Origin of the sequence: Lentimicrobium sp. L6 (genome assembly GCF_013166655.1) — a bacterium.
GTDB lineage: Bacteria > Bacteroidota > Bacteroidia > Bacteroidales > UBA12170 > UBA12170.
Genome location: NZ_JABKCA010000008.1, coordinates 1 through 24,379, shown reverse-complemented (window position 1 = coordinate 24,379; position 24,379 = coordinate 1). Strand labels below are relative to the sequence as shown.

Here is a 24,379-nt window from a genome sequence, read left to right as displayed (position 1 = left end):
GATGGCTTTTCAATACATTGGTGAACCTGAAGGGACTCGAACCCCTAACCTCCTGATCCGTAGTCAGGTGCACTATCCAATTATGCTACAGGTCCAATGTTGATCCTTGCGGTTAAGCGGGTGCAAAGATAGCTATTTTTTATTTTTTACAAACAATAATATAAAAAATATTTAAAAGTTTAATTTTGCAGCAGCTTAAAAACAAACAAAACCTAATATCAAATCATGAGTCCTAAATATAAAAAACTAAGTTTAAAAGAGTTAAACAGATTGGATTTAGATCAATACCACGAAAAGAAAAAAATACCCATGGTTATTGTTTTAGATAATATTAGAAGCATGAGTAATATTGGTTCTGTTTTTAGAACTTCTGATGCCTTTTTAGTTGAAGAAATTCACCTTTGTGGCATCACCTCCTGCCCTCCTAATAAAGAAATTCATAAAACGGCATTAGGAGCTACCGAATCGGTCAAATGGAAGTACTTTAAAGATACTTTAGAATCTATTCAATCATTAAAAGAAGAATCATATCAAATAATATCTGTGGAACAAGCTAAAAACAGTACCAAATTGGACCATTATTCAGCTCATAAGAATCAAAAAATAGCATTTGTTTTTGGTAACGAAGTGAAAGGAGTAGCCCAAGAAGTGATTGACAAATCAGACTTTTGCCTAGAAATACCCCAATACGGAACTAAACATAGTCTAAATATATCAATATCTGCAGGTATAGTTATTTGGCATGCTTTCAACTCAATGAATACTTAAAATGAGTTCTTTATATTTCAGAAGTGGTAAATCTGACATTTTTTTCACTCAGGACAATAGGTTTTTCGTAAATTTTGCAACTAAATATTGTGAATTGAGTAAAAAATATCATTATATTCGCATGATAGTTAGTGAATTAATAAAAACAAAATATTAACTTTTTAGTATTAATAAGTCTTTTGGAAGATTTCCAAAAAGATTTAATTTTGCAATAAATTAGCATTCAAAAGATATCAATAAAAATTCAAAATTATGAGAACATTTTACAAATTGATTTTACCACTTGTTGTGTTATTTCTAGCTTCATCGGCTAGTTTCGCTCAAGAAGACGGCGAAAAAACAAAGCAAAAATCCAGTTTCGATAATTACTGGTACATTAATGGAAATGTAGGATTCACCAACTTTTATGGTGATATGCATCCGAAACAGACACTTGACGGCGACGAGAAATTAGGTTATGGTGCAAAAATTGGATACCAATTTTCACCAGTATTTGGAGCTAGAGCAAGTTTCGTAAATGGTAAATATCAGTCTACTGGTGATCCATCAAGAGACAAACCATCTTATGACTTAATGGATAAATTTGAGAGTAGTATGTGGGATATATCAGGTCAGTTAACTGTTGATTTCACAAATATTTTCAGAAAAAATAAAGAAGCTGGATTCGGCGTATATGGTTTTGCTGGTATTGGTTGGTTAAATTATTCTTCTATGAGATCTGATATCAATACTGGTGGGATTTCATTAAAAGATGATGGAACTGAATACAGAAGCGGTAGCTATAGTGATGAACAAGGCAGTGGTTTAGCTGGTGCTGAAACAAGTATTACCATACCTACTGGTCTTGGTTTATATTTTTCAGTTGCTCCTAAGGTTGATATCAACTTAGAAAGTTCTTTGAGGTTTACTACAACAGACGATATTGACATGAGAGAAGGCGGAGCAATGGCGGTTAAAAATGACTTTTATGGATACACCTCTTTAGGTGTTACTTATAAGTTCAAGCCTAGTTCTGGATTAAAGAGTATGAAGAAAAATTGTGAAGAAGTTATTTATGAAGTAACTCCTGATGTTTTAGAAGTTGTTGGTGACAAAGTTGAATTCACTGTTAAAGTTACTTTCCCAGAGAAATATTTCGCTAAGAAATCTGCTCTTAAATTTGCTCCATATGTGAAGTATGGTACTGAAACTAAAGTTTTAGATCCTAAATTCTTTAAAGGCGAAAAAGTTCAAGGTGATGGTGATGTTGTTCCTTTCGCTACTGGTGGAACTTATACTTACAAAGGTAGTTTCGATTATACTCCTGAAATGGCAAGTTCTGAATTATTCGTTCTTCCTTTAGGTTTCGATCCAAGCGCTCCTGTTGATGCTAAAATGAGTGATATTGACATTAAAACTTCGTATACAAATCTTGAAATGTGCGAGACTAAATTAGCTGATGGTATCCGTAATTCTCAATCATTTGCAGGTGGAAACGAAGAAACTGTTTATGGTGAGCATGGTTATGAATTAGAAACTGTAGTAAGCAAAGCTGCTGTTCTTTACTTCCCACAAAACAGATATAATTACAGCAAAAATTTTGGTGCTAATAAAGATGAAGCTTCTGCTGCAAGCCGTCAAGCTGTAGTTGATTTCTTAGCACAAGGTTGGGATATCAAAGACATCTCAATTAACGCTTATGCTTCTCCTGAAGGTGAAGAAACATTCAATGCTAACCTTTCTGAAAATAGAGCTGAAACTGCGAACAAGTACATGCATACTGATATGAAGAAGCTGATTAAAGCTAAAGATTCTAAATTAAATATGGAAAATTGTGCTGACGTTAAATTTAACGCTGTTGGTAATGGTCCTGACTGGAATGGTTTCATGGCTAAACTTCAAGCTTCTAACATAGAAGATAAAAACACTATGCTAAATGTAATTAGAAGTGCTGCTCCTGAAAAGAAAGAAGAAGAAATCAGAAATATGATTTTAATTTATCCTGAATTAGAATCTGATATCCTTTCTACCTTAAGAAGAGCTGAAGTTACAGCTAATTGCTTTGAGCCAAAAAGAAGCGCAGAAGAAATTGCACAATTGGCTACTACTAATCCTTCTGAGTTAACAGCTGAAGAATTATTATATGCTGCTACATTAACTGAAGACGATAAAGCAAAAGAAGCTATTTATAATACCGCTGCTGAATTGCATACTGGTAGTTGGGTTGCTCAAAACAATGCTGCTGTAATCGCTATCTCCAATAGAGACTTTGGTTCTGCTATTTCTTTCTTAGACAAAGCTAATACAGCTTCTCCAAATAATGGTGCAGTATTAAATAATTATGGTGTTGTCTATGCTAAGCAAGGAAATTGGGAAAAAGCTAATGAGTATTTCACTAACGCTAAAAAATTAGGAGCTAATGAAAATTACAACTTAGGAGTTGTTGCTATTCAAAATGGGGAATATGCTGAAGCATTAAAACTTTTTGGAAATAAGAAATGTGATTTTAATGTTGCTCTTGCTCAAATGCTATTAGAAAAGTATGACGAAGCTAATAACAACTTAAGCTGTGCTAATGAAAATTGCAAAACTAATTACTTACAAGCTGTTATTGGTGCAAGAACTGATAAAGCGGACTTAGTTATTAATCATTTAACTAAAGCTTTTGAAATCAATCCTAAATTGAAAGCTAAAGCTGCTACTGATAAAGAATTTATAAAGTATTTCGCTAACGAAGATTTTATGAATCTTGTGAAATAAAAATTCTCAGATGATTTTGAAAAACCACTCTCAATTTTGAGAGTGGTTTTTTTTATACCTGAAATTTCATATTCAAAACCAATCCCGTCCTAAACGAATAAAAAAAAGAGAATAAGTTATAAGTATCTCGATTATCTTTGAGTTGCACAACAAATAACATATTCTCTCATGACAAATATAACTTTATTTGGGCAGATTATTCAAAAATTGGAACGTTCAATTTTCAATAAATTCGTAAAAGAGCATGAAACAGACAAACATCAAAAAGGCTTTAACAGTTGGTCCCATTTTGTGTCCATGCTTTTCTGTCATTTTGCCAAAAGTCAATCTTTAAGAGATATTAGTAATGGGTTACGCTCAGCAACAGGCAATCTAAATCATCTAGGCAATGTTCACCCTCCAACTAAATCAAATCTAGCTTATCAGAATAAACATAGGAGTTGGGAATTATTCAGAGACTATTACTAAGCTTTATCAAAACATTTAGGACAGCAGGCTAAATTTAAACAAGTAAAGTTTAGAATAAAGTCTAAAATATTCCTCTTGGATGCAAGCACAATCAGTTTATGTTTATCGCTATTTGATTGGGCAAAATACAAAGCAAAAAAAGGAGCTATCAAAATGCACACACTACTTGATTTTGATGGAAACCTGCCAGCTTATGTAAATATTACAGATGGCAAAACCGCCGATAATAAAGGAGCTTACGATATTCCATTGGTGAAGGGAAGTGTTATCGTTGCAGATCGATTCTATAATGACTTTTCGCTCTTGAATGTTTGGGACAGCACAGGGGTGTTTTACGTAATAAGGCACAAACACAATATTAAATACAAGAGCATTAAAGAAAATGAATTACCAGAAAACAGACATCCTCATTTACTTAAGGATGAAATAATGGTACTAACAACAAAGGCATCCCATAAGAAATATCCAAAAAGATTAAGAACAGTAGCCATTTGGGATGAGAAAAACCAACAAGTAATAGAGCTTATTACAAACAACATGACTTGTGGTTTAGCCTCCTATTAAGCGAACTATATAAAAGTCGTTGGGATATAGAAATATTCTTTAGAGATATTAAACAATTATTACATGTTAAATCATTTATAGGTACCAGTCAAAATGCCGTTATGATACAAATCTGGACCGCTTTGATTACTATACTAATCCTTAAATACCTTAAAGCTATGGCTAAATACAATTGGTATCTTTCAAATTTAGTAGCTTTCCTTAGAATCAATCTTTTTGCTAAAATAGAATTCCAGAAATGGCTTGACAAACCATTTTTAAAGAAAGAAAAACCTCCAAATGAAAATGTACAGGGGGTACTTTTCAATTTATCAGCTTTTTAGCTCTGTTTTATAGACAGAATATAGCCCTAAAATTCTTTTACAATTTATTTAGGACGGGATTGATTAAAAACATGTTGTACTTATGCAATTAGATTTGCCTAATTTTAAGTTTCAAATTTATAATACAAATAAAAAAACAGAGTAAGTACTAGAATGTAATTTGATAGACTTTAGATAAATCACGAATTGCTTAAGTTTGTTTAAAACTTGCTTTAGAATGAGAATTTATATGCCTTTTAGTAATGAATGTTCTAATAATACCAACCTAAGCTTTGTAGAATCATAATAGACAATAGAAACCAATGGACTGATATACTTCATGATGTCTTGAAAATTATAAAGGATATAGAACTTCAAAGCATCAAAAACAAATTGAAGCCTCATTCTCTAAAAGCTGAATAAATCATAGGTAATTAGAGTACACCCTGTATATGAGTAAATTTTGCTTCTCAAAAATATCTATCAATTGGCATTATACCTTCAATAGTTACTCATTCAACAAATACTTTCTCTATGGGTTTAATATCCAGAATCCTCAAGAAAAAGCTTGCAAATATGCTTTGAATCCCTAAAGAAATAAAAGTTAGAGAAGGAATAAGAATTCTGAAACTACTACTCACATCAGTAATATGACCAAAGTCTGACATCATCCAACCATAAAACAGATGCATCAACATTCCTAATCCTAATAAAAAGAAGATAATACCAAATATGATTCCCTTTTCCAGACTAAAATAATTGGCAAACCTGATGTGCTTGTTTTTTGCAGGATATAAACCTTGATTTATGGAAAAAACCCTTATAAATATGGCAAAGAGGAATAATTGAAAGGAAAGAACAGTGCTAGTTCCGGCGACAGTTAAAGTATGAATATCTAGTCCTAAATCTTTTAAATACAAAGTCCCAGGGAGGAGAATAAATATGGCTGATAGTGACAACCCAAATAAAATCAAGGATGGGAAGAAGAACAGCCACTTGGGGCTATACATCAATAGAAATACTAAATGACGCCAACCGTCTCGCCAGGTTCGAAGATGTGGCTTCCTAGTTCTTCCATCAGGATAAAGAATAATGGGTACTTCTTTAATTTTCAACTTCATGATACTGGCTTTTACTACCATTTCCGAAGCAAATTCCATGCCTTGAGAAACTAAAGAAAGCGATAAAATCTTTTCCTTGTTGAATCCTCTCAATCCACAATGAAAATCCTTAATCGGTGATCTGAAAAACAATCGACCAACAAAACTCAATACAGGATTGCCTAAATATTTGTGCAATGGAGGCATAGCTCCTTTTTTGACCCCACCCTTAAACCTATTTCCCATCACCAAATCATAACCCTCTCGTAAGTATTTTACAAAATCATCTAAAGAAGAAAAATCGTAACTGTCATCTGCATCTCCCATAATGATATATTTCCCATTTGCATCAAGTATGCCTGAAATGAGGGCATTTCCATATCCTTTTTGATTTACATGAATCACTCTTGCTCCTTCTTGTTTGGCAATGGAGACTGACTGATCTGTACTACCATTATCGGCTATAACTACTTCGCCTACGATTCGATTCTTAGCAAGAAAACCCATCGCTTTTCGGATACAAATAGCCAATGTTTCTGCTTCATTCAAACATGGCATTAAAATACTAAGTTCAATATTTTCTTTATTTTGCATCATCACTGTTTTTTTTCAAAAATACTTATGATATCCTGGTAATGTTTCACATCAAACTCATTATTCTCACCCCAACTATCGAACTGACTAATCATTTTTAATTGGTGATGAGCCACCATACTTTTAAACAATTCCTGAGTCAAGTTGCTCCTCCAACCGCCGCTAATACCGCCATTTCCAGCATGATGAATAATTGCCTTTCCACCTGGCTTCAATACTCTTTTAAATTCATCTATGTAATTATTCACATCATCTGGTGCAATGTGTACAAACACATCAAAAGACCATATATAATCAATGGAACCCTCTTTTAAAAAAGACAAAGAACAACCATCTGTTAAATGATAATTAATATGATTATTTGATTTGAATCTTTGCTGACAGACTTCTAAGCATCTATTGGATATATCTGTTAAATGGAGTATTCTAGATATTTTTATCAAGGATTCGGTCCATTTACCTCCTCCGGGGCCAATTTCTAAAATCGTTTTATTTTCATCGAAATGTTTTTGCATAATATCTTTGATAATAGAATTCTTCCAATTTACTGTATAGGTCCATTCTTCCCCGTGATATTTCTTCCAATTCCAATTTTCCCAAATAATTGAATTTATTTCTTTGCTATTCATCCCTGGGAGTTGGTTCTTAATTTCAATGCCTTTGATTCTTTTATCTAAATATTTTATTCTTAGGTTTTTATTGATTTTGCGTAATAAAACATAGGGAACCACATGGGCTGTCCACCAAAAACCATTGATGGTAATCATTTTACGTACAACATTAATCATCGTCTTTTTTTTTAGTTCTTAGGATGGAGGTAACTTTAAGCATGTTTACTAAAGTATACAAATATAAAATTTCGAAAGTCAAAAGGAAGGGATACGAAATGGATAAATATTGCATATTTACAGCATCCCATTGTGAAACAGAAATAAAAGCTATAAGGAATACTCTTGTTGCTGCAATAGCAAATAATAGGCTTCCAATCCACCATAATCCTACTAGTTTATCTTTAAAACCATTCTTTATAATTCTAACACTAAGGGCTAAAAAAGATAATATAGATAATAACCAAAGTAGCGGATGAAAGACAGCATAAATCCACTGAATTGCTTTTAACAGAAAGATTTTAACTATGGATGCGGGCGTATAATTGTTGATGTTTCCAGTTAAATGAGCAGCGGGAGTATTCGTCATGTTTTGAAATAAAGAAATCGATTCTAAATTACCAAAATTTGCAAGTGGCTTGGGATGATAGTTTTCAAAAAACGCAATATGTTTTATAATATCTATGATTTTGTTCATTGTAGGTTGAGCATAACGAGAATCCCAAGTAAAACTAAACATAGAAAAATTCGTGTTTTTTTGAAGATCACCATTCTCAAATGCGGTGTTTAATTCCCCCGCCATGCGATAATAAAACTGTTGTGATTGAGGCAAATTGTCATGGTATCCTGCTTCTTCTGCTGCATATCTGATGGACCATATGGAGAAAGCTCCAACAATTTCTTTTCCACCAGATGGATACCCCTTTAAGAAGCCATTCTCCTCACTTTCCATGAAGGGTTCTAATTCAGCAAAAGCTGAACTTACACGATATGCTTTCATTCGTGATTCCGTTGTATAGGGGACATCTATAAGCCATTTATCTGATTCAACTTGAGTTAGGGCTGCATATGCTTTGGTAAAAGCCTCGGTTTTTATTTCATTTCTAATAAAAGCACCATAAGAGAAGTAGTTTATAGTAGCTATAGTCAGGTTTCCGCCGATCAGAATTAAATACGGTAATACGATGATAAATACTCCTTTCACAAACACCTTTTTACTGGTCTTATATTCTGAACCATAGACTACCTTTTGCTTTTTCAAAAACACCAAAAGGCTCAACAAACTCATCCATGCTAAAAAGGGTAAAAACATAAATCCTTCTTCTCTGGTGTTTTGCTGCAAAAACAATGAAATACCAGCCACTAAAACCCAGCCTAAATAAGACCTAGGGTTTTGTTGACGTCTTAAATAAACAGCAATGAAAGATGCCACAACTATAATGGATATAGATAGAAAAAAGTAATCTCTTAGAACTCGTGTGGTAAACCAATCTGAAGAAACAGGATTAAACAACAATACACTAAAAAATAGGATTCTCCAGTAATTACCCTTAATAATGGGATAAAATGCTCTAAGCATTAAATAGCAAGACAAACCAAATAATAAGTGTTGCGATAAAAACAGGGAGATTCCAAAAAAACTATTTAACGCTATGAATGCTGGATAAACCATTCCTTTTGCCAAAGTCAGATTATTATAAGCACCCAACCAATTCCCGGCACTAAGTGAATAGGCCAGCTTGACAAATAATCCATCATCATGACCAAAAGCCGAATAGCATGTCATCTGTTGTGCAGAAACCAAAATTAATTTTATTCCTAAAATTGCGAGAAGGGTAATACTATAGTTTGAGAGACAGATATGTAATAATCCATGATATTTATTTTGATACCATTGTCTTAGTTTAGTGAGTAAAACGAGTATTTGCTTGCTAAATAAAATAATCATCAGGAATAGAAAACCTGTAACAAACAGGATAAATACTTGTAAGTGACTGGTATTTTGCGTAGCATACAAATCGAAATTTTCATTCAACTTTTGTTTATAAATCAATTGAATATCTCGTGATTGATTTTGAACGAGTTGAATAGATGAATCAGAAGAATTCAATACGCGTAAATTGATCAAATCAAAATGCGACAATATTTGAGTTCCTTTAAAACTTAATATTTGATTATTACTTTTAATATTAATGGCATGTATCTGAATAGTATCAATTTTATTGCCAGGGTCTATCCTGAGCCTTGTAACATTGCCCGATGGAAGCATTGTAGTAAGGTGAACAAAACCACCATTTGGGCTATATGCTTCTTTAACTGATAAAGTTTCGTCGAAATATCGGCCTTCTGAGTAAAACAATTGAAAATGATCATCAATTAAAGCATTAGCTTGGAACTCAATATCAATAATTATAGGATGATAAGTAATATTATAAGTCTTCCAGAACAAAAAAACACTAATACCCCCAATAAAAGAAATAAGAATTATCTTTTGATTAATTTTCATCCATGATAGCTTTAAAAAATAAATGGATACATTGTTTACATTGATTTGATAGGGTAAATATAGTAAATAATATGAACCACTAGGGAACTCCTAATTATCCGACTGGTAAGCGATTTTTATTACGCTTTCAATTATTTTGCCCCAAAATAGTCCAGCTTAATTTATAATAAAGGTTATCATCAGGGAATTTTTTCCAATCTATATACTTTCGTTGTTGAGTTCTTTTATAAAATCTCCCTTTTCACTATTGTTTTAAACAAAACAAGGTCTGCCCAAATATCCGCAACTCAATAAGAATTCAATTGCTGGTGTGGTAGGATACATTATTATACAGCAAAATAAAGAAGCTACTAATTGAAATCAAAAAACGGTATAAACCGATACGAAGGTAGGCTGTTTTCTGAGAGATTCCTGAAATTAATATATCATATCTTAATGAATAAGTCTACCAAAACTCTCACATTTTTCATTAATGCTAGGGATAATGCATGTATGTATTTCTTGATTAAGTGTGTTTTTCAAAATAAGAGTCTTGGAGGGTCAATATTTAAATCCTACTTGCCTCTACCCTGAACCACAATTAATACAGTCCAAATAAGAATTTTCATATCCATGGCCAAACTCATATTTTCCAGATATAGAACGTCATACTTCAAGCGCTCAATCATCTCGTCTACATTTTCAGCATAACCATATTTAACTTGTCCCCAGCTTGTAATACCAGGCTTAATTTTATGAAGAAGTCTATAATGCGGAGCTCTTTCAGATATTTTATCGATAAAAAACTGTCGCTCAGGTCTTGGGCCAACAATGGACATATCACCTTTAATCACAGAAAAGAACTGAGGAATCTCATCTAAACGAACCTTACGAATAAAACGTCCTTGAGGAGTGATACGAGGATCCGATTTACTTGAAAGCTGAGGAGTTCCTCTTTTCTCTGCATCGCTATACATAGATCTGAATTTATGCATTTTGAAAGGCTCACCATGCAAACCAACTCTTTCTTGAGAATAGATGATAGGCCCTTTACTTCCTAATTTAACTGCTATGGCTGTTCCTAAATATGCAGGAATCAAAAGAATCATAGCAATGATGCTCACTACTATATCGAATACTCTTTTCAATGTAATTTGCCAAGCTGGCATTAAATCTGGAGATATCTCAACCAAAGGAGTCTGGAAAATCCCACTTGTTTTAATATTTCCGAAAATATAATCTTGAAATAGTGGAATGATTTTAATCACAACATCGTGCATTTCCAATTCAGTAATGATAGAAGTAATCAAATCCGTTTCTGAACGCTCAATAGCAATAATAACCTCCTCAACATGATAATCAGTTAGTATTTGTGAAATATCTTGTACCGTACCTAAATGAGGAAGTATAGAGCTCATTTTGAATTTCTTATACTCTTTCGCATTCACGAAGCCGATAAAGAAGTTACCAGAAGAATATTCTTGATTGATTAAATCATTATAAACTTTTACAGCATTTCCATTGCTACCAACTATTAAAGTATTAAAACCAATTGCTCCTTTATGAATACGATGAATAGTTCTGGATGTGATTAATAAACGACCAGTATAGGTAATAATAAAATGAGTTAGAAAAAGTACTAAAATGAGATCGTAATAGTTTTTATAAGAAATGATCTGATCATCAAGAATAAGTGTAAAGAAAATAACCGCTACACCAATAATTGAGGATGTTATCGTTTGGCTGAGTTCTTTTAATCTTGACTTTCTGTAGACCTTTCTATAAGTTCCAGTTGAAACATATAGGATATTCCAAAATATAGGTATGATAATCAATCCCACCCAAAAGTTCACATCTTCGTAAACGAAATTTAAATGTTCAAAAATATTGGGTTCTATGAGTAGCTTACGATAAATAAAAAAAAGACTCCAAGCTACACTTGCAGCCAATAAATCCCAAAGAATATACTTAAGTTTTTGTAAAGATTTATTCATCTGCTAGTTTTCTATATCTCTATATATGAGTTTAAAATTATCTATTAGAACCACTGATTCTTCAAGATTGGCATTATGATTGGCACTTAAAAGAAATTTATATTGAAAAGCATCAGTATCGTAACTAATAGTGCTTGTTAGATTAATATATATTTTCTTCCATTCATCGGTTGTACTCAAATAAATCAAATCTTGTGATTCACCAATTCCATTTCTATAAGACATCACACTAAGCACAATGGTTGTATTACATTTAAAATCGAGTTCAATAAAAACTGGAACCCCTTGTTTAGGTAATTCTTCGAATAATTGCTTGGTGATAATCTGAAAATAACTATTTTCTGCATTTAAAAAGCCTCCTCCACTATGCACGCCTTCAAAAACATAATCTAAAGGATCAGAGGAAGAATGTGTTGTCCTAAAAGTAGCCTTATTATTTGTAGTAGTTTCAAATTTTAAATTTGAATTTTCAAAATCTTCAATCATCTCAAACTTACTATTGCTCCTATATCTAACATCGATATTCAAGTTTTTAACACTATCTTTTATCAAGTTTAAATCTACCTCTACAGGCTCCATCAGAGGATAAGGAACTCGAGTTCCCACTACGCCATTTAATTTAATTCCAGGTGCTATTTTCACCAAATGCTCTCCTTCTGCCAATAATGGAATACGAGATGGTAAAGGATAGGCTCCTCTATCATCCCCATCTAGATACACCCAAGCATCGGTAATATAACTTGAGGACGATCCTTGCGAACTCGATGTTAAGACATTAATTTCATCAATATTAATATAGGAAGGAATGTAAGTTTCATCCATTTTTTTAACACAAGAGGCTAAAATGAGAACAGAAACCAGAAACAAAAGTTTAGGGTATATTTTTATCATGAAAATGCTTTAAAACTTAATGAACTCAATTTGCTAACGTTTAGAATTGAATTTTAGTATTACGATTTAATTTTTTCCACTATCTGATGAGCTACCAATAAAGCCTGATATCCATCGTTTAAAGTAACAGCTGTTGGAATATCATTGATTATTGATTTAGCAAAGCTTGTTAATTCCTCTACAATAGCATTAGATTCCTCAACAACAGGCTTCTCAAAATGGATTTCTTTACTTGTTTTGCCTTCACCAAGTTCTAAAATCATAGCCAAAGGATCTACATCATTCTCATCCACATCCGACATACTAACTATCTCAGATTCTTTTGTCAAGAAATCCACAGATATATATGCATTCTTTTGGAAGAATCTGCTCTTTCTCATGTTCTTCATCGAGATACGAGAGGCAGTAAGATTGGCTACACAACCGTTTTCAAATTCTAAACGAGCATTGGCAATATCTGGAGTATCGCTAACTACATTTACACCACTTGCACTTACATTAACCAGCTTTGACTTAACCGTACTTAAAATAATATCCAAATCGTGAATCATCAAGTCTAAAACCACTGGCACATCAGTACCACGAGGATTAAATTGAGCCAAACGGTGAGTTTCAATAAACATTGGAGAATCAAATTTATTTTGAACGGCAACAAAAGCAGGATTGAAACGCTCCACATGACCAACCTGAACCTTAACTCCAAATTCTCTCTCTAACTCCAATAATCTCTCTGCTTCCTCTGGAGAACTGGCCACTGGCTTTTCAATAAACACATGTTTTCCAGCTTTCAAAGCCATTTCAGCACATTCAAAATGATTCATAGTCGGAGTAACGATATCAATAGCATCTGAAGCATTGATCAATTCTTTGATACTTGAGAATCGTTTCACTTCCAGCTCTGCTTCCACTTTCTTACCATTCTCTTCATTTGGATCAAAAAAACCAATGAGATTGAAATCCTCAACTTGACGTATACATTTCAAATGAATTTTACCAAGATGCCCTGCTCCAAGAAGGCCAATATTTAGTTTTGACATGTTTATTGTTTTTTGCAAAAGTAATTTTTTTTATGGACTAGTAATTCCTTATTTTCGCAAAAAAATTTAATAAATGTTAGAGGACAACTACAGACATAAAGGATTACGCAAAAAACTAGTCGGAATTGTACGAAATAAAGGAATTCATGATGAGGAAGTATTAGAAGCCATCAATAATATTCCACGCCATCAATTCTTGGATTCTAGCTTTTTAAATTTTGCATATCAGGATCAAGCCTTTCCTATTGGAAGTGGGCAAACTATATCTCAGCCCTATACTGTAGCTTTTCAATCACAATTATTAGAGATTAAAAAAGGGGACAAAGTACTAGAAGTAGGAACAGGCTCTGGCTACCAAGCTTGTGTTTTGGCTGAAATGGGAGCTAAAGTATTCACCATAGAACGCCAAAAAAAACTTTACGAGAAAACAAAAAAATTCCTCGCTCTATTAAAGTATAGAAATATTAAGACTTTTTATGGGGATGGTTATAAAGGACTTCCCACATTCGGCCCTTTTGATAAAGCGATTGTAACGGCGGGAGCCCCTTTTATTCCCAATGACCTTTTATTACAATTAAAAATTGGTGGTAAATTAGTTATCCCTGTAGATATTGAAGAGGGTATTCAAGAAATGACAAGTATCACAAGAGTTTCAGAGAGTGAGTTTGAAAAAAGTGAACATGGTAGATTTAGCTTTGTACCTATGCTTTTGAATAAAGCCCAAGATTAGCTTATTTATTTTACAAAATTTAATTGAGGTGTTCAATTTCTTACTTAGCTTAGCATTATCTAATTTAACATGCTATAAGCGTGATTTACTAAACTGTAGAACTATTTGTTTTGGAGCATGCTTTTTTCGCTCCCATTATATGACGATGCTGTTAGCTATAATGAATGTAGCGATAATGATAATATCGTCATTAACCGAAGCGTCGGCAATTGGCAAATGAAAAAGACTAAATATTATAATGTTAGGTATTTATTTTATAATTTTGGATAAGTACTTGTCTAAACACCTCAATAATTGAAATTAGAATAGCCCAATTTAATTTTCAACAGATTCTGTCAACTTGGGCCTACTATCCAACAACCCGAACCAACTCTTTTAAACCCGAATAGTTAATATAAAACTCTCCTCCTTTATAGAGCTTCGATTTTTCTTCTTCGGTTTTTGCATTAGCATTAAGAATTCCTAAGCTCACAAATTTAGTGATAGCATTGTGTTTTTTGGCATGCTCGTTAACTTGAGAAATTCGTGAAATGGAAGGCAGGTCACCTACATTAGGGTACACATCAGTTCTAATGACAATAAAATAAAGTTGATCTTCTTTTATGGCTAGAATTTGTGGATCCATATTGACTTCAGGCATTACAGATAATATTTCGAAACCTTCTTTTACCAATTTACCATAGGTATGACGTAATCCAAATTCTACGATTTCCTCTGGGCTTAACTCTTGCTTTTTACTCATGCTGCAAAAATAGGATTTTATGGCGATTGATGTAATATAATATAGAGTTGATTTTTGGGAGGAATAGAAATACAAGAACTCCATAAGGATTGAGTTATTTCACAAATGATATCAAAAAAAAAACAATAAATAATCAATACTGTCCAATACAAGTTTTTATAGTGAAAAAGATTCTTCATTTCATCACATTACGTTGCCAATGACAGCGTATTAGAATATGATAGGAAGGAAGAAAGGGTTTGCTTTTTTCAATGCCAAAAGCAAACCCCTTCTTCCTATTCTTTGCCTAAACACTCGTTCATTACGATGGGTAGCGAGGAATCTTTAATAATTATTCGGACGCTATTGATAATTAATCTATAATTCGAACATCATATTATATATACCGCACATACTATTCTTACCCAAAAAACACAATAGTAATTTTATGCCAAAAAAACTTTCTAAAATTTTTGGATAAGTCCATTAACAAAAGTCTCCCCTTCCTTATTTAGAATGTAGGCCTAATATTTTCTAAAAATCAAAAGCTCAGTTTACAAAAATACTAATTCGAGTGTAGCCTCAAATACATTGATTACATGAAACTTGAATTGCTTTACACTCCACTTAGACATTAAATTGGATTTATTAAAAACCAACTAATAATTAGACTCATTATATATTGTTATCCTTTTAACGAAAACCTGATTTGGACGCTATAAAAGTTTTAAATTTGCATATTGAAAAATATAGTAAAATACATTCAAGAAATACCATTTGAATTTTAAATATTAAATTATGAGTCAGGATAAAACAAATCAAAACCTGTTTGAGGATTTCGCCCCAGTTTCGACTGAACAGTGGGAAGAGAAAATCAAAACAGATTTGAAAGGTGCCGATTATCTTAGAAGATTATTTTGGAATAGTCCCGAAGGTATTCAGGTTAAACCTTTTTATCGCAGCGAAGATCTTGAAAACATCACTTATCTGGATAATAAGCCAGACCAATTCCCTTATGTTAGAGGAACCAAAAAACATAATAACGATTGGTTAGTAAGACAAGATATTTTTGTTGACGACGTTGAAAAAGCGAATAAAAAAGCTTTAGATATTTTAATGAAAGGAGTTAATTCATTATGCTTTATCTTTAGTGACAAATATATTGCAAAGGTTTCTGATATTGAGAAACTAATGGAGAACATCCAAGCCGATAGCGTAGAAGTTAACTTCAAAATTGGAACTGGTGCTCACAAAGTAATTGCAGTTTACGAAGAGTTAGTGAAGAAATATAATAGAGCACCTGAGGATATTGAAGGTTCTGTGGATTTCGATCCTTTCTTCAACTTAACTTTCAAAGGCCATTACTGCCAATCAGAAGAATATGCTTTCAAACATGCTGCTCAGCTCATTCAAGCAGCAGAATTCCTTCCTAAATTCAAAACACTAAGTGTAAATGGATTGAATTTGAGAAATGCTGGAGCTAATGTGGTTCAGGAATTAGCTTATAGTTTAAGCATGGGCGCTGAATACATCACTCGCTTAACTGACGAAGGCCTATCTGTTGATGATATTGCTCCTCGCATTAAATTCCATTTTGGTGTTGGTTCTAATTATTTCATGGAAATAGCTAAACTTAGAGCTGCAAGAGCTTTATGGGCTAATATTGTGAATGCATATGGTCCTGAGAATGCCGAGAAAACTAAAATGCATATCCACTCTTCTAATATCAGTTTGAATAAAACGGTATATGATGCCCATGTGAATATGCTAAGAACAACTACAGAATCTTTTTCTGCTTTATTAGGTGGTACTGATTCTTTCACTGTTCTTCCATATAATGCCAATTTCGAATGGCCAACTGAATTCTCTGAAAGAATAGCTCGTAATCAGCAATTATTATTGAAAGAAGAAAGCTTTATCGACAAAGTGGCTGACCCAGCTGCCGGTTCTTATTATATTGAGTCATTAACCAATGAATTGATAGAAAAAACTTGGGAATTATTCCTTAAAGTGGATGAACTAGGTGGATATACTGAAGCCATCAAACAAGGCTTTATTCAAGATGACATTGAAAAATCTGCTGAAGAAAGAAAAGACTTTGCTGCTAAGCGTAAAGAGATTTATTTAGGTACCAACCAGTATCCTAACTTCACTGAGCATTTTGACCATGTGATAAATCCTGATAGCTTAAAGCCATTCGATTTAACATCGAAAAATGCCACTGTTAAAACTTTGAAACAATTCCGTGTGACTCAAGACTTCGAAATGCTTCGTTTCACTACTGATATGTATTCAAAAGAAAACAAGCGTCCTTTGGCATTTATGTTGACTACAGGAAACCTAAACATGAGAAAAGCCAGAGCACAATTTGCTTGTAATTTCTTTGCTGTTGCTGGTTTTGAGGTTCAAGACAATAATGGTTTCGCTACTATCGAAGAAGGATTAAAAGCGGCTAAAGCTGCCAATGCTGAAATCGTGGTTCTTTGTAGCTCCGATGACGATTATGCTGAAGTAGGTATGGAATTTGCCAAAGCAACTAAAGACACAACTATTGGTGTTATTGCTGGATATCCTAAAAACCTAATCGAAGAATTTAAGGCTAATGGTTTAAGCAAATTGATTCATGTGAAATCCAATATTCTTGAGGAGCTTACCGCTTATCAAAAAGAATTGGGAATTATTGAATAATCAAAGGAGAAGAAAGATGAAACCAAATTTTAAGAATATACAGATTAAATCAAATCCTGCTTCCACTCAGACTACTGAGGAATGGGAAAAGCAGCATAAGATTGAAAACTATTGGGATACACCAGAGAAAATTTCGGTAAAACCGGTTTATTCTGCTGATGATTTAAAAGGCATGGAGCATTTAAATTATGCTGCCGGACTTCCTCCGTTTTTAAGAGGTCCTTATTCAGGCATGTATGCTATGCGTCCTTGGACTGTTCGTCAGTATGCCGGATTCTCTACTGCTGAAGAATCTAATGCTTTTTACCGCAGAAACTTAGCTGCTGGTCAGAAAGGTTTATCTATTGCCTTTGACTTGGCTACTCACAGAGGTTATGACTCCGATCACGAGCGTGTGACTGGTGATGTGGGAAAAGCAGGTGTGGCTGTAGATAGCATTTTAGACATGGAGATTTTATTCGACCAAATTCCTTTGGATAAAATGTCTGTTTCTATGACTATGAACGGTGCGGTACTTCCAGTATTGGCCTTTTATATAGTTGCAGGATTGGAGCAAGGGGTTAAACTCGAAGAACTCAGTGGAACTATTCAGAATGACATTTTGAAGGAGTTCATGGTGAGAAACACTTATATCTACCCTCCTCTACCTTCAATGAAGATTATTGCAGATATCTTTGAATATACTTCTAAGAAAATGCCTAAGTTCAATTCTATCTCTATCTCTGGTTACCACATGCAAGAAGCTGGTGCCACAGCAGATATCGAATTGGCTTATACATTAGCCGATGGTTTAGAATATTTGAAAGCAGGAATTAATGCAGGTATGGATATTGATGCCTTCGCTCCTCGCCTTTCTTTCTTCTGGGCAGTTGGTATGAATCACTTCATGGAAATTGCTAAGATGAGAGCAGCCAGAATGCTTTGGGCTAAGATTGTAAAACAATTCAATCCTAAGAATCCTAAGTCAATGGCTTTAAGAACTCACAGTCAAACTTCTGGTTGGAGTTTAACAGAACAAGATCCTTTCAATAACGTGGGAAGAACTTGTGTGGAGGCTTTAAGTGCGGCTTTAGGTCATACTCAATCTCTACATACCAATGCTTTAGATGAAGCTATTGCTTTACCTACCGACTTCTCTGCTCGTATTGCTCGTAATACACAGATTTACTTGCAAGAAGAAACTCAAATTTGTCGTTCTCTCGACCCATGGGCTGGTTCTTATTATGTAGAATCGATGACCAAGGAAATAGCCGACAAAGCTTGGGCTTTAATCGAAGAAGTTCAGGAGCTAGGCGGAATGGCTAAAGCTATTGAAACTGGTGTACCAAAAATGAGAATTGAGGAGGCTGCAGCACGTAAGCAAGCCCGTATCGATTCACATAAAGATACTATTGTTGGAGTGAATAAATATCGTTTAGAAAAAGAGGATCCATTAGATATCTTAGATATTGACAACTCTGCAGTAAGAGAGGCTCAAATTGCTCGTCTTAAGAAATTAAGAGACAATAGAAACGAAGAAGAAGTCCAAGCTTCACTTCAAGCCTTAGTAACATCAGCAAATACTGGTGAAGGTAATCTATTAGAGTTGGCAGTAGATGCAGCTCAGAAACGCGCCAGCTTAGGTGAGATTTCTGATGCATTAGAAACTAAATATGGCCGTTATAGCGCCGTTATTCGTTCTATATCTGGTGTTTATTCAGCAGAAGCTAAAAACGATAAGATGTTCCAAGAAGCAACAAGATTAGCAGAGAAATTTGCAACGCAAGAAGGTCGTCGTCCTCGTATTATGATTGCGAAGATGGGACAAGATGGACACGATAGAGGAGCCAAAGTAGTGGCTACAGGATATGCCGATATCGGATTCGATGTAGACATTGGACCACTATTCCAAACTCCAGCAGAAGCTGCTCGTCAGGCCGTTGAAAACGATGTACATATATTAGGTGTATCAAGTTTAGCAGCAGGACATAAGACTTTAGTTCCACAAGTCATTGCAGAATTAAAAGCATTAGGTCGCGAAGACATTATGGTTATTGTGGGTGGAGTAATTCCTCACCAAGACTATGATTTCCTTTACGAAGCAGGTGCAGCCGCAGTATTTGGCCCTGGAACAGTAATTTCACAATGTGGAATTCAGATGCTAAAAATCCTATTGGACGAAGAACAATAGTTGATTTTTCTTTTATGATATTTAAGCCTGCTCATTTTGAGTGGGCTTTTTTTTTGCTTAACCAACTGATTCTGACACCAAATAGTATTATTACGTTTTACTTAGCTATTTAAATCATTTTTCTTATTTTTGCGTTCGTATAAAAGTTGAGATCATTTAAAATTAAACATAAAATAACCTATCAAATGAAAAAATTATTGTTTTTAACGCTATTATTATCTCTTTTCTTTACCGGATGTAAAAAGGATGAAGCTGATGCCTTTGTCAATGTAACTGTAAAAGAATCATCTATTCCTCAAGCTGGAGTTACAGTTTGTATGTTTTCGGACCAAAAAGGGCCTAGTACAACATTTTTCACCTCGTTTTTTTCAGATAAAAAAGTAATAACAGAATCCAGTGGCATAGCAAAATTCAATTTAGAAGATACATTTGATTTAGATGTTATCGATTCTCAAACCACCTTCTATTTTGGTGTATTCGGAACTAACGACGTTGTTCTTGGCAGTTCGGCAGTTACTATCGAGAAAGGACAAACCAAATCTATTACTATTAATTTTTAATCTCAAATCATCAAAAAAATGAAAAAGAACGTATCCTTCCTCCTATTAACCTTTTTAGTGTTAACATTTCTTTCAAGTTGTAGCAAAGATTCTACTTCAACTTCCAATACAGCTACAACAACTACGACTACAACCATAAGCAATACCCAAGTAATTTTCACAGTAAAAGACCTAGAAGGTAATCTCAAATCGGGCTATACTATCATGATGTTTACAGAAGAAGTTGATCTAAATGAAGTATTACCAACTATAGAAATGCAGGTACTTAGTAACTCCGAAGGAATTGCAAAATTTGACCTGAATGATTATATTGTAAATCCCACGACCTTATATTTTGAGGCTTTTATAAAAGATGGTAATAACTATATCTTTAAAAGCATTACTCATCCAGTCTTAGAATTCAAAAAAGGATCACAGATCACGACTGGTATTTATGCTGAATAAGCATTAGGTCTTGAAGACATTATGGTAATTGTTGGAGGAGTAATCCCTCACCAAGATTATGATTTCCTTTACGAAGCAGGTGCAGCCGCAGTATTTGGCCCTGGAACAGTAATTTCACAATGTGGAATTCAAATGCTAAAAATCCTATTGGACGAAGAACAATAGTTGATTTTTGTTTTATGATATTAAAGCCTGCTCGTAAGAGTGGGCTTTTTTTTTGGTTGGTACTAAAAATAAAAATCTCATTAATACTATATTTAATAAATTTTGATAATTTATAATATCTGTTTTACATTCCTTTAAGGTAGAATAGCTGTATCTTTACCTTTTTTAAAACATTAGTAAAAATGGAAGAAATTACACCAAAAGAAAAAATCAAACCTATAGATCAAAAGGGAATTAGCAATGAATTAGTTTCTGAACTATTTAATCCAACATTTGATTTGTCAATAGACTATTCTGAAATTTATATTGATGATTTAATAGAAAATGAAACCTTAAAGGAAATTCCGATAATAAAATCAATTGTTGGAATAGTTAGAACTGGGATAGCAATCAATCAGTTTTGGTTTGCAAAAAAGCTATTGACATTTATTTCTAGCTTTAACGATGGTTCGATCAATCAGAAGAAACTAGAACGATTTAGAACAAAAGTACAAAGTGATGAAAAATTCACAAAAAGAATTGCAGAGAAACTGATGATATATATCGATAGAAATGTTGAAATTGGGAAAACAATTATAATTTCAAATCTTTTTAAAGCTTATGTCAATGAGAAACTAACTTACAGCCAGTTTATCCAAATTCTAACAACATTAGATGGATTAAACCCAAAGGCTTATGAAGGTTTCTTAGATCTTGAAAGATTTGGTCATGAAATTACTTCTAATAATCATACTAGTTGTGGTCCAAGAAATTTTGAATACGAAACATTGATCATAAGTGGAGGATTTGCAACAGAACCAGGAGATTGGTTTAGTGGTTTTAAATTAACTGATGATGGAGAAAAGCTTTATAAGTATGGAATTAAGCCTATAAAAAAAGATATATAGCACCCTAACACGCATTTGATTCTGTTGAGAATTTTAAATAAACAATTTAATACCCCACTAGCTCGAATTTGCACCTTAAATCCGATAAAGCTGCATAACCAGATTTAGTATTCAAATAAAATTAGAATCCAATGCGTAATTGTATTTATAGTACGCTGCTCTGCAGCTTAAAAAAACACAGTCATTACTTTCTATAAATAGATTGATGCGCTGCACCAAATTCCTAAAAATGAGCAATTATTATTTGTATTTATACAGCCATTGAAATCCAAATATGCTTTCTTTCGAGGTACGGAGTACGGGTCGTCGACCCTAATCACTGACAAACTCCTCCTCCATCATTTCAACTTTGTAGATATGGGATATGGTGTCAATAATAGTATGGGAAAGTCTTATTTCGTAGGAGATAATGAACAGAATACTATTAAAATTGACTTATTTCATACTGATACTTTTGTTTTTCCTATGCTAAAATCTAAAAGGATTAGAATAGCTCAATTACAAGAAGTTGCCGCCATGAAGCTAGAGGTTATTGGTCATAGTGGTCGTAAAAAAGATTTCTGGGATTTACATGAATTGATGGAACATTTTACTTGGCAGGACATGATTGGATTTTATACATTAAGATCTCCCTATAGTTATACACCAATGGAAATTATTAAAAAGCTTATAGATTTTAGCCAAGTCGATATAGATCTAGATCCCATTTGTTTAAAAAATAAATATTGGGAACTAATTAAACTGGATATTGAAGAATCTCTCCATGAACAAAACTTGTTATAAAAAATTCAAATCTAAATAAACAGTAAAACCCCTTGCTTGGATTTGTAATCCCACAGTGTCGGATTGAAAATCCGACCTAATACAGTACTTCTATTTAGTGCTTGCAAGAAAACTATACATTATCCATGAGTCAATCATAAGAAAGCTTCGAGAACAAGCCTGCCTGATGGCTAGGCAGGGCTTGCATTTTGTAAAAATATAGGAGTTGACTTTTGTCAATAACTATTTTCAGTAAAAGCATAAGGCAGTTATCGGATTTTTCTTGCAGAGACTACTTAGACAAATCAATAGCATAAGAATTAGAGGAAGCCATCTTATAAATCTGGTCTAGGTTTATAGTTTCGTTCTTCACAAAAGGAATTTAATTTTGTTAGATGAGTTGAATGGTAAAATGAGTGGAGATGGAGTCTGTTTTCATATAGTTAAAGAATTACATTAAATCTAAATTCATAATTTCAAAAATTATTTACATCATAAAATCCCCTCAATACAGAGATATTTAATCTTATCTTCGTATCATTTAAATAGAAGAAAAGTTTTATAGGCAAATGGACTAGGAATAAAGAAAATGAATGATAGAAAACAACATACTAATGATTTACAAAAGTTCCCTAATTTTGTCATATTCCAGACATCAGATGGGAAAGTAAACATTGATGTTTACTTTAAAGATGAAACACTCTGGCTTACTCAAAAACTAATTTCTGTGCTTTTTGAAAAAGACAGAAGTGTCGTTAGTAAGCATTTGAAAAATATTTTTGAATCTGGAGAATTGAATGAGAAAGTGGTATGTGCAAATTTTGCACTAACCACTCAACATGGTGCCATAGAAGGTAAGACACAAAAAAAAGAAGTAAAATATTATAATCTGAGAGCTATTGTTTCAGTAGGTTATCGAGTAAATTCACATCGGGCTATTGAGTTCCGAAAGTGGGCAACTGGTATTTTGCATGAGTATATCATCAAAGGCTTTGCAATGGATGATGAACGCCTAAAGCAAATCAAACACTTTGGTCAAGACTATTTCGATGAAATGCTGGAACGTGTTCGTGAAATCCGACTGAGTGAACGCCGTTTATACCAGAAAATAACAGACATATTTGCACTATCTGCCGATTATGATTCTAAGGATGAAATTACCAAACACTTTTTTGCGTCGGTTCAAAATAAATTGCATTGGGCCATAACAGGAAAAACCGCTGCTGAAATCATTTACACACAAGCCGACGCTCTGAAAATACACATGGGTTTGAAAACATGGAAACAAGCCCCCGAAGGGAAAATTTTAAAAAATGATGTTTCAATAGCCAAAAACTATTTGAATAAGGAACATATAAAATCTTTGGAACGTATCGTCAGTGCTTATCTTGACTTAGCTGAAACAAGAGCTACAAATCGCCAAGTGATGAATATGAAAGATTGGGAATTATTTTTGATGAAATTCCTTGAATTATCTGATTATCCAATCTTAAGAGATACAGGTAAGATATCGATGTTAGAAGCAAAACTAAAAGCTGAAAATGAATATGAGAAATTTAGAATAGTGCAAGATAAATTATTCGAATCTGATTTTGATAGGTTCTTAAAATTGCTTGATGATAAACACAGATTATAAGTATTTTATTCAAAACCTGAGTTCGGTTTTTAACTATCTGAAATTCAGTTGTTAATCGTAATATTT

19 protein-coding genes, 1 tRNA gene and 1 pseudogene are annotated in these 24,379 nt (G+C 33.4%); 12 read left to right on the top strand and 9 right to left on the bottom strand.

The genetic code is table 11. From position 1 onward, the window contains the following. Positions 1-18 precede the first annotated feature (18 nt). A tRNA-Arg gene (locus tag HNS38_RS03250) sits at positions 19-95 on the bottom strand. Positions 96-225: 130 nt separating this feature from the next. On the opposite strand from HNS38_RS03250, the gene HNS38_RS03245 reads away from it, so the two are divergent. The 3 genes and pseudogenes from HNS38_RS03245 (at position 226) to HNS38_RS03235 (ending at position 4,862) form a co-directional block, all read left to right on the top strand. Continuing rightward, a complete protein-coding gene (locus tag HNS38_RS03245) occupies positions 226-768 on the top strand; it encodes an RNA methyltransferase (protein WP_172282981.1) in 543 nt (180 codons plus the stop codon). Positions 769-1,020: 252 nt separating this feature from the next. Further along, complete coding sequence (locus tag HNS38_RS03240) at positions 1,021-3,507, top strand: outer membrane beta-barrel protein (RefSeq protein WP_172345971.1); 2,487 nt, start codon at positions 1,021-1,023, stop codon at positions 3,505-3,507. 168 nt (positions 3,508-3,675) lie between these two features. Then, positions 3,676-4,862: pseudogene (locus tag HNS38_RS03235) on the top strand (IS4 family transposase). Between the two features lie 225 nt (positions 4,863-5,087). Here HNS38_RS03235 and HNS38_RS03230 read toward each other — a convergent pair. The 7 genes from HNS38_RS03230 to HNS38_RS03200 all read right to left on the bottom strand — a co-directional run bounded on the left by HNS38_RS03230 (position 5,088) and on the right by HNS38_RS03200 (position 13,550). After that, positions 5,088-5,246 carry a hypothetical protein gene (locus tag HNS38_RS03230; protein ID WP_172282976.1) on the bottom strand — a complete coding sequence of 53 codons (159 nt, stop codon included), beginning with the start codon at positions 5,244-5,246 and terminating at the stop codon, positions 5,088-5,090. 107 nt (positions 5,247-5,353) lie between these two features. Beyond that, positions 5,354-6,538: a glycosyltransferase family 2 protein gene (locus HNS38_RS03225; protein WP_172282974.1), complete on the bottom strand. Its 1,185-nt coding sequence runs from the start codon at positions 6,536-6,538 to the stop codon at positions 5,354-5,356. Further along, positions 6,538-7,323: a class I SAM-dependent methyltransferase gene (locus tag HNS38_RS03220; RefSeq protein WP_172345970.1), complete on the bottom strand. Its 786-nt coding sequence runs from the start codon at positions 7,321-7,323 to the stop codon at positions 6,538-6,540. Before HNS38_RS03220 ends, HNS38_RS03225 begins: the two co-directional genes overlap by 1 nt. Further along, complete coding sequence (locus HNS38_RS03215; RefSeq protein WP_172345969.1) at positions 7,316-9,649, bottom strand: hypothetical protein; 2,334 nt, start codon at positions 9,647-9,649, stop codon at positions 7,316-7,318. Before HNS38_RS03215 ends, HNS38_RS03220 begins: the two co-directional genes overlap by 8 nt. A gap of 554 nt (positions 9,650-10,203) precedes the next feature. Next, positions 10,204-11,622 (bottom strand): sugar transferase, encoded by a 1,419-nt coding sequence (locus tag HNS38_RS03210; protein WP_172282967.1) that lies wholly within the window; start codon positions 11,620-11,622, stop codon positions 10,204-10,206. Positions 11,623-11,625: 3 nt separating this feature from the next. Then, positions 11,626-12,513, bottom strand: coding sequence for a hypothetical protein (locus HNS38_RS03205; protein ID WP_172345968.1), 888 nt, complete (start codon positions 12,511-12,513; stop codon positions 11,626-11,628). Between the two features lie 59 nt (positions 12,514-12,572). Further along, positions 12,573-13,550, bottom strand: coding sequence for a Gfo/Idh/MocA family protein (locus HNS38_RS03200; RefSeq protein WP_172345967.1), 978 nt, complete (start codon positions 13,548-13,550; stop codon positions 12,573-12,575). 73 nt (positions 13,551-13,623) lie between these two features. On the opposite strand from HNS38_RS03200, the gene HNS38_RS03195 reads away from it, so the two are divergent. Beyond that, a complete protein-coding gene (locus tag HNS38_RS03195; RefSeq protein WP_172282961.1) occupies positions 13,624-14,280 on the top strand; it encodes a protein-L-isoaspartate(D-aspartate) O-methyltransferase in 657 nt (218 codons plus the stop codon). A gap of 349 nt (positions 14,281-14,629) precedes the next feature. Here the strand turns inward: HNS38_RS03195 and HNS38_RS03190 are convergent, their stop codons facing one another. After that, positions 14,630-15,022 carry a hypothetical protein gene (locus tag HNS38_RS03190; protein WP_172282959.1) on the bottom strand — a complete coding sequence of 131 codons (393 nt, stop codon included), beginning with the start codon at positions 15,020-15,022 and terminating at the stop codon, positions 14,630-14,632. Between the two features lie 777 nt (positions 15,023-15,799). Between HNS38_RS03190 and HNS38_RS03185 the strand changes: the two genes are divergently transcribed. From HNS38_RS03185 to HNS38_RS03150, 8 genes are all read left to right on the top strand, one after another. Beyond that, entirely contained in the window at positions 15,800-17,689 is a 1,890-nt protein-coding gene (locus HNS38_RS03185) for a methylmalonyl-CoA mutase family protein (protein ID WP_172282957.1), read from the top strand. Between the two features lie 16 nt (positions 17,690-17,705). After that, positions 17,706-19,859, top strand: a complete 2,154-nt coding sequence (scpA, locus tag HNS38_RS03180; protein ID WP_172282955.1) for a methylmalonyl-CoA mutase — start codon at positions 17,706-17,708, stop codon at positions 19,857-19,859. Positions 19,860-20,044: 185 nt separating this feature from the next. Next, positions 20,045-20,419 carry a hypothetical protein gene (locus HNS38_RS03175; RefSeq protein WP_172282952.1) on the top strand — a complete coding sequence of 125 codons (375 nt, stop codon included), beginning with the start codon at positions 20,045-20,047 and terminating at the stop codon, positions 20,417-20,419. A gap of 18 nt (positions 20,420-20,437) precedes the next feature. Further along, complete coding sequence (locus HNS38_RS03170; protein WP_172282950.1) at positions 20,438-20,863, top strand: hypothetical protein; 426 nt, start codon at positions 20,438-20,440, stop codon at positions 20,861-20,863. A 21-nt stretch (positions 20,864-20,884) separates the two neighbouring features. Beyond that, a complete protein-coding gene (locus HNS38_RS03165; RefSeq protein WP_172282948.1) occupies positions 20,885-21,028 on the top strand; it encodes a hypothetical protein in 144 nt (47 codons plus the stop codon). Between the two features lie 182 nt (positions 21,029-21,210). Further along, positions 21,211-21,915, top strand: a complete 705-nt coding sequence (locus HNS38_RS03160; protein ID WP_172345966.1) for a hypothetical protein — start codon at positions 21,211-21,213, stop codon at positions 21,913-21,915. 261 nt (positions 21,916-22,176) lie between these two features. After that, positions 22,177-22,698, top strand: a complete 522-nt coding sequence (locus HNS38_RS03155) for a nucleotidyl transferase AbiEii/AbiGii toxin family protein (protein ID WP_172282942.1) — start codon at positions 22,177-22,179, stop codon at positions 22,696-22,698. A gap of 568 nt (positions 22,699-23,266) precedes the next feature. After that, positions 23,267-24,313 (top strand): virulence RhuM family protein, encoded by a 1,047-nt coding sequence (locus HNS38_RS03150; protein ID WP_172282939.1) that lies wholly within the window; start codon positions 23,267-23,269, stop codon positions 24,311-24,313. The last annotated feature ends 66 nt before the right edge of the window (positions 24,314-24,379 follow it).

Excerpts from the sequence above, each read along its gene's own strand:
- HNS38_RS03165 (WP_172282948.1), top strand. The coding sequence starts at position 20,885 with ATGGTAATTGTTGGAGGAGTAATCCCTCACCAAGATTATGATTTCCTT.
- HNS38_RS03210 (WP_172282967.1), bottom strand. The coding sequence starts at position 11,622 with ATGAATAAATCTTTACAAAAACTTAAGTATATTCTTTGGGATTTATTG.
- HNS38_RS03230 (WP_172282976.1), bottom strand. The coding sequence starts at position 5,246 with ATGAGGCTTCAATTTGTTTTTGATGCTTTGAAGTTCTATATCCTTTAT.
- HNS38_RS03215 (WP_172345969.1), bottom strand. The coding sequence starts at position 9,649 with ATGAAAATTAATCAAAAGATAATTCTTATTTCTTTTATTGGGGGTATT.
- HNS38_RS03245 (WP_172282981.1), top strand. The coding sequence starts at position 226 with ATGAGTCCTAAATATAAAAAACTAAGTTTAAAAGAGTTAAACAGATTG.
- HNS38_RS03190 (WP_172282959.1), bottom strand. The coding sequence starts at position 15,022 with ATGAGTAAAAAGCAAGAGTTAAGCCCAGAGGAAATCGTAGAATTTGGA.
- HNS38_RS03150 (WP_172282939.1), top strand. The coding sequence starts at position 23,267 with ATGAATGATAGAAAACAACATACTAATGATTTACAAAAGTTCCCTAAT.
- HNS38_RS03185 (WP_172282957.1), top strand. The coding sequence starts at position 15,800 with ATGAGTCAGGATAAAACAAATCAAAACCTGTTTGAGGATTTCGCCCCA.
- HNS38_RS03200 (WP_172345967.1), bottom strand. The coding sequence starts at position 13,550 with ATGTCAAAACTAAATATTGGCCTTCTTGGAGCAGGGCATCTTGGTAAA.
- HNS38_RS03205 (WP_172345968.1), bottom strand. The coding sequence starts at position 12,513 with ATGATAAAAATATACCCTAAACTTTTGTTTCTGGTTTCTGTTCTCATT.
- HNS38_RS03225 (WP_172282974.1), bottom strand. The coding sequence starts at position 6,538 with ATGATGCAAAATAAAGAAAATATTGAACTTAGTATTTTAATGCCATGT.
- HNS38_RS03195 (WP_172282961.1), top strand. The coding sequence starts at position 13,624 with ATGTTAGAGGACAACTACAGACATAAAGGATTACGCAAAAAACTAGTC.
- HNS38_RS03175 (WP_172282952.1), top strand. The coding sequence starts at position 20,045 with ATGAAAAAATTATTGTTTTTAACGCTATTATTATCTCTTTTCTTTACC.
- scpA (WP_172282955.1), top strand. The coding sequence starts at position 17,706 with ATGAAACCAAATTTTAAGAATATACAGATTAAATCAAATCCTGCTTCC.
- HNS38_RS03220 (WP_172345970.1), bottom strand. The coding sequence starts at position 7,323 with ATGATTAATGTTGTACGTAAAATGATTACCATCAATGGTTTTTGGTGG.
- HNS38_RS03240 (WP_172345971.1), top strand. The coding sequence starts at position 1,021 with ATGAGAACATTTTACAAATTGATTTTACCACTTGTTGTGTTATTTCTA.
- HNS38_RS03160 (WP_172345966.1), top strand. The coding sequence starts at position 21,211 with ATGGAAGAAATTACACCAAAAGAAAAAATCAAACCTATAGATCAAAAG.
- HNS38_RS03170 (WP_172282950.1), top strand. The coding sequence starts at position 20,438 with ATGAAAAAGAACGTATCCTTCCTCCTATTAACCTTTTTAGTGTTAACA.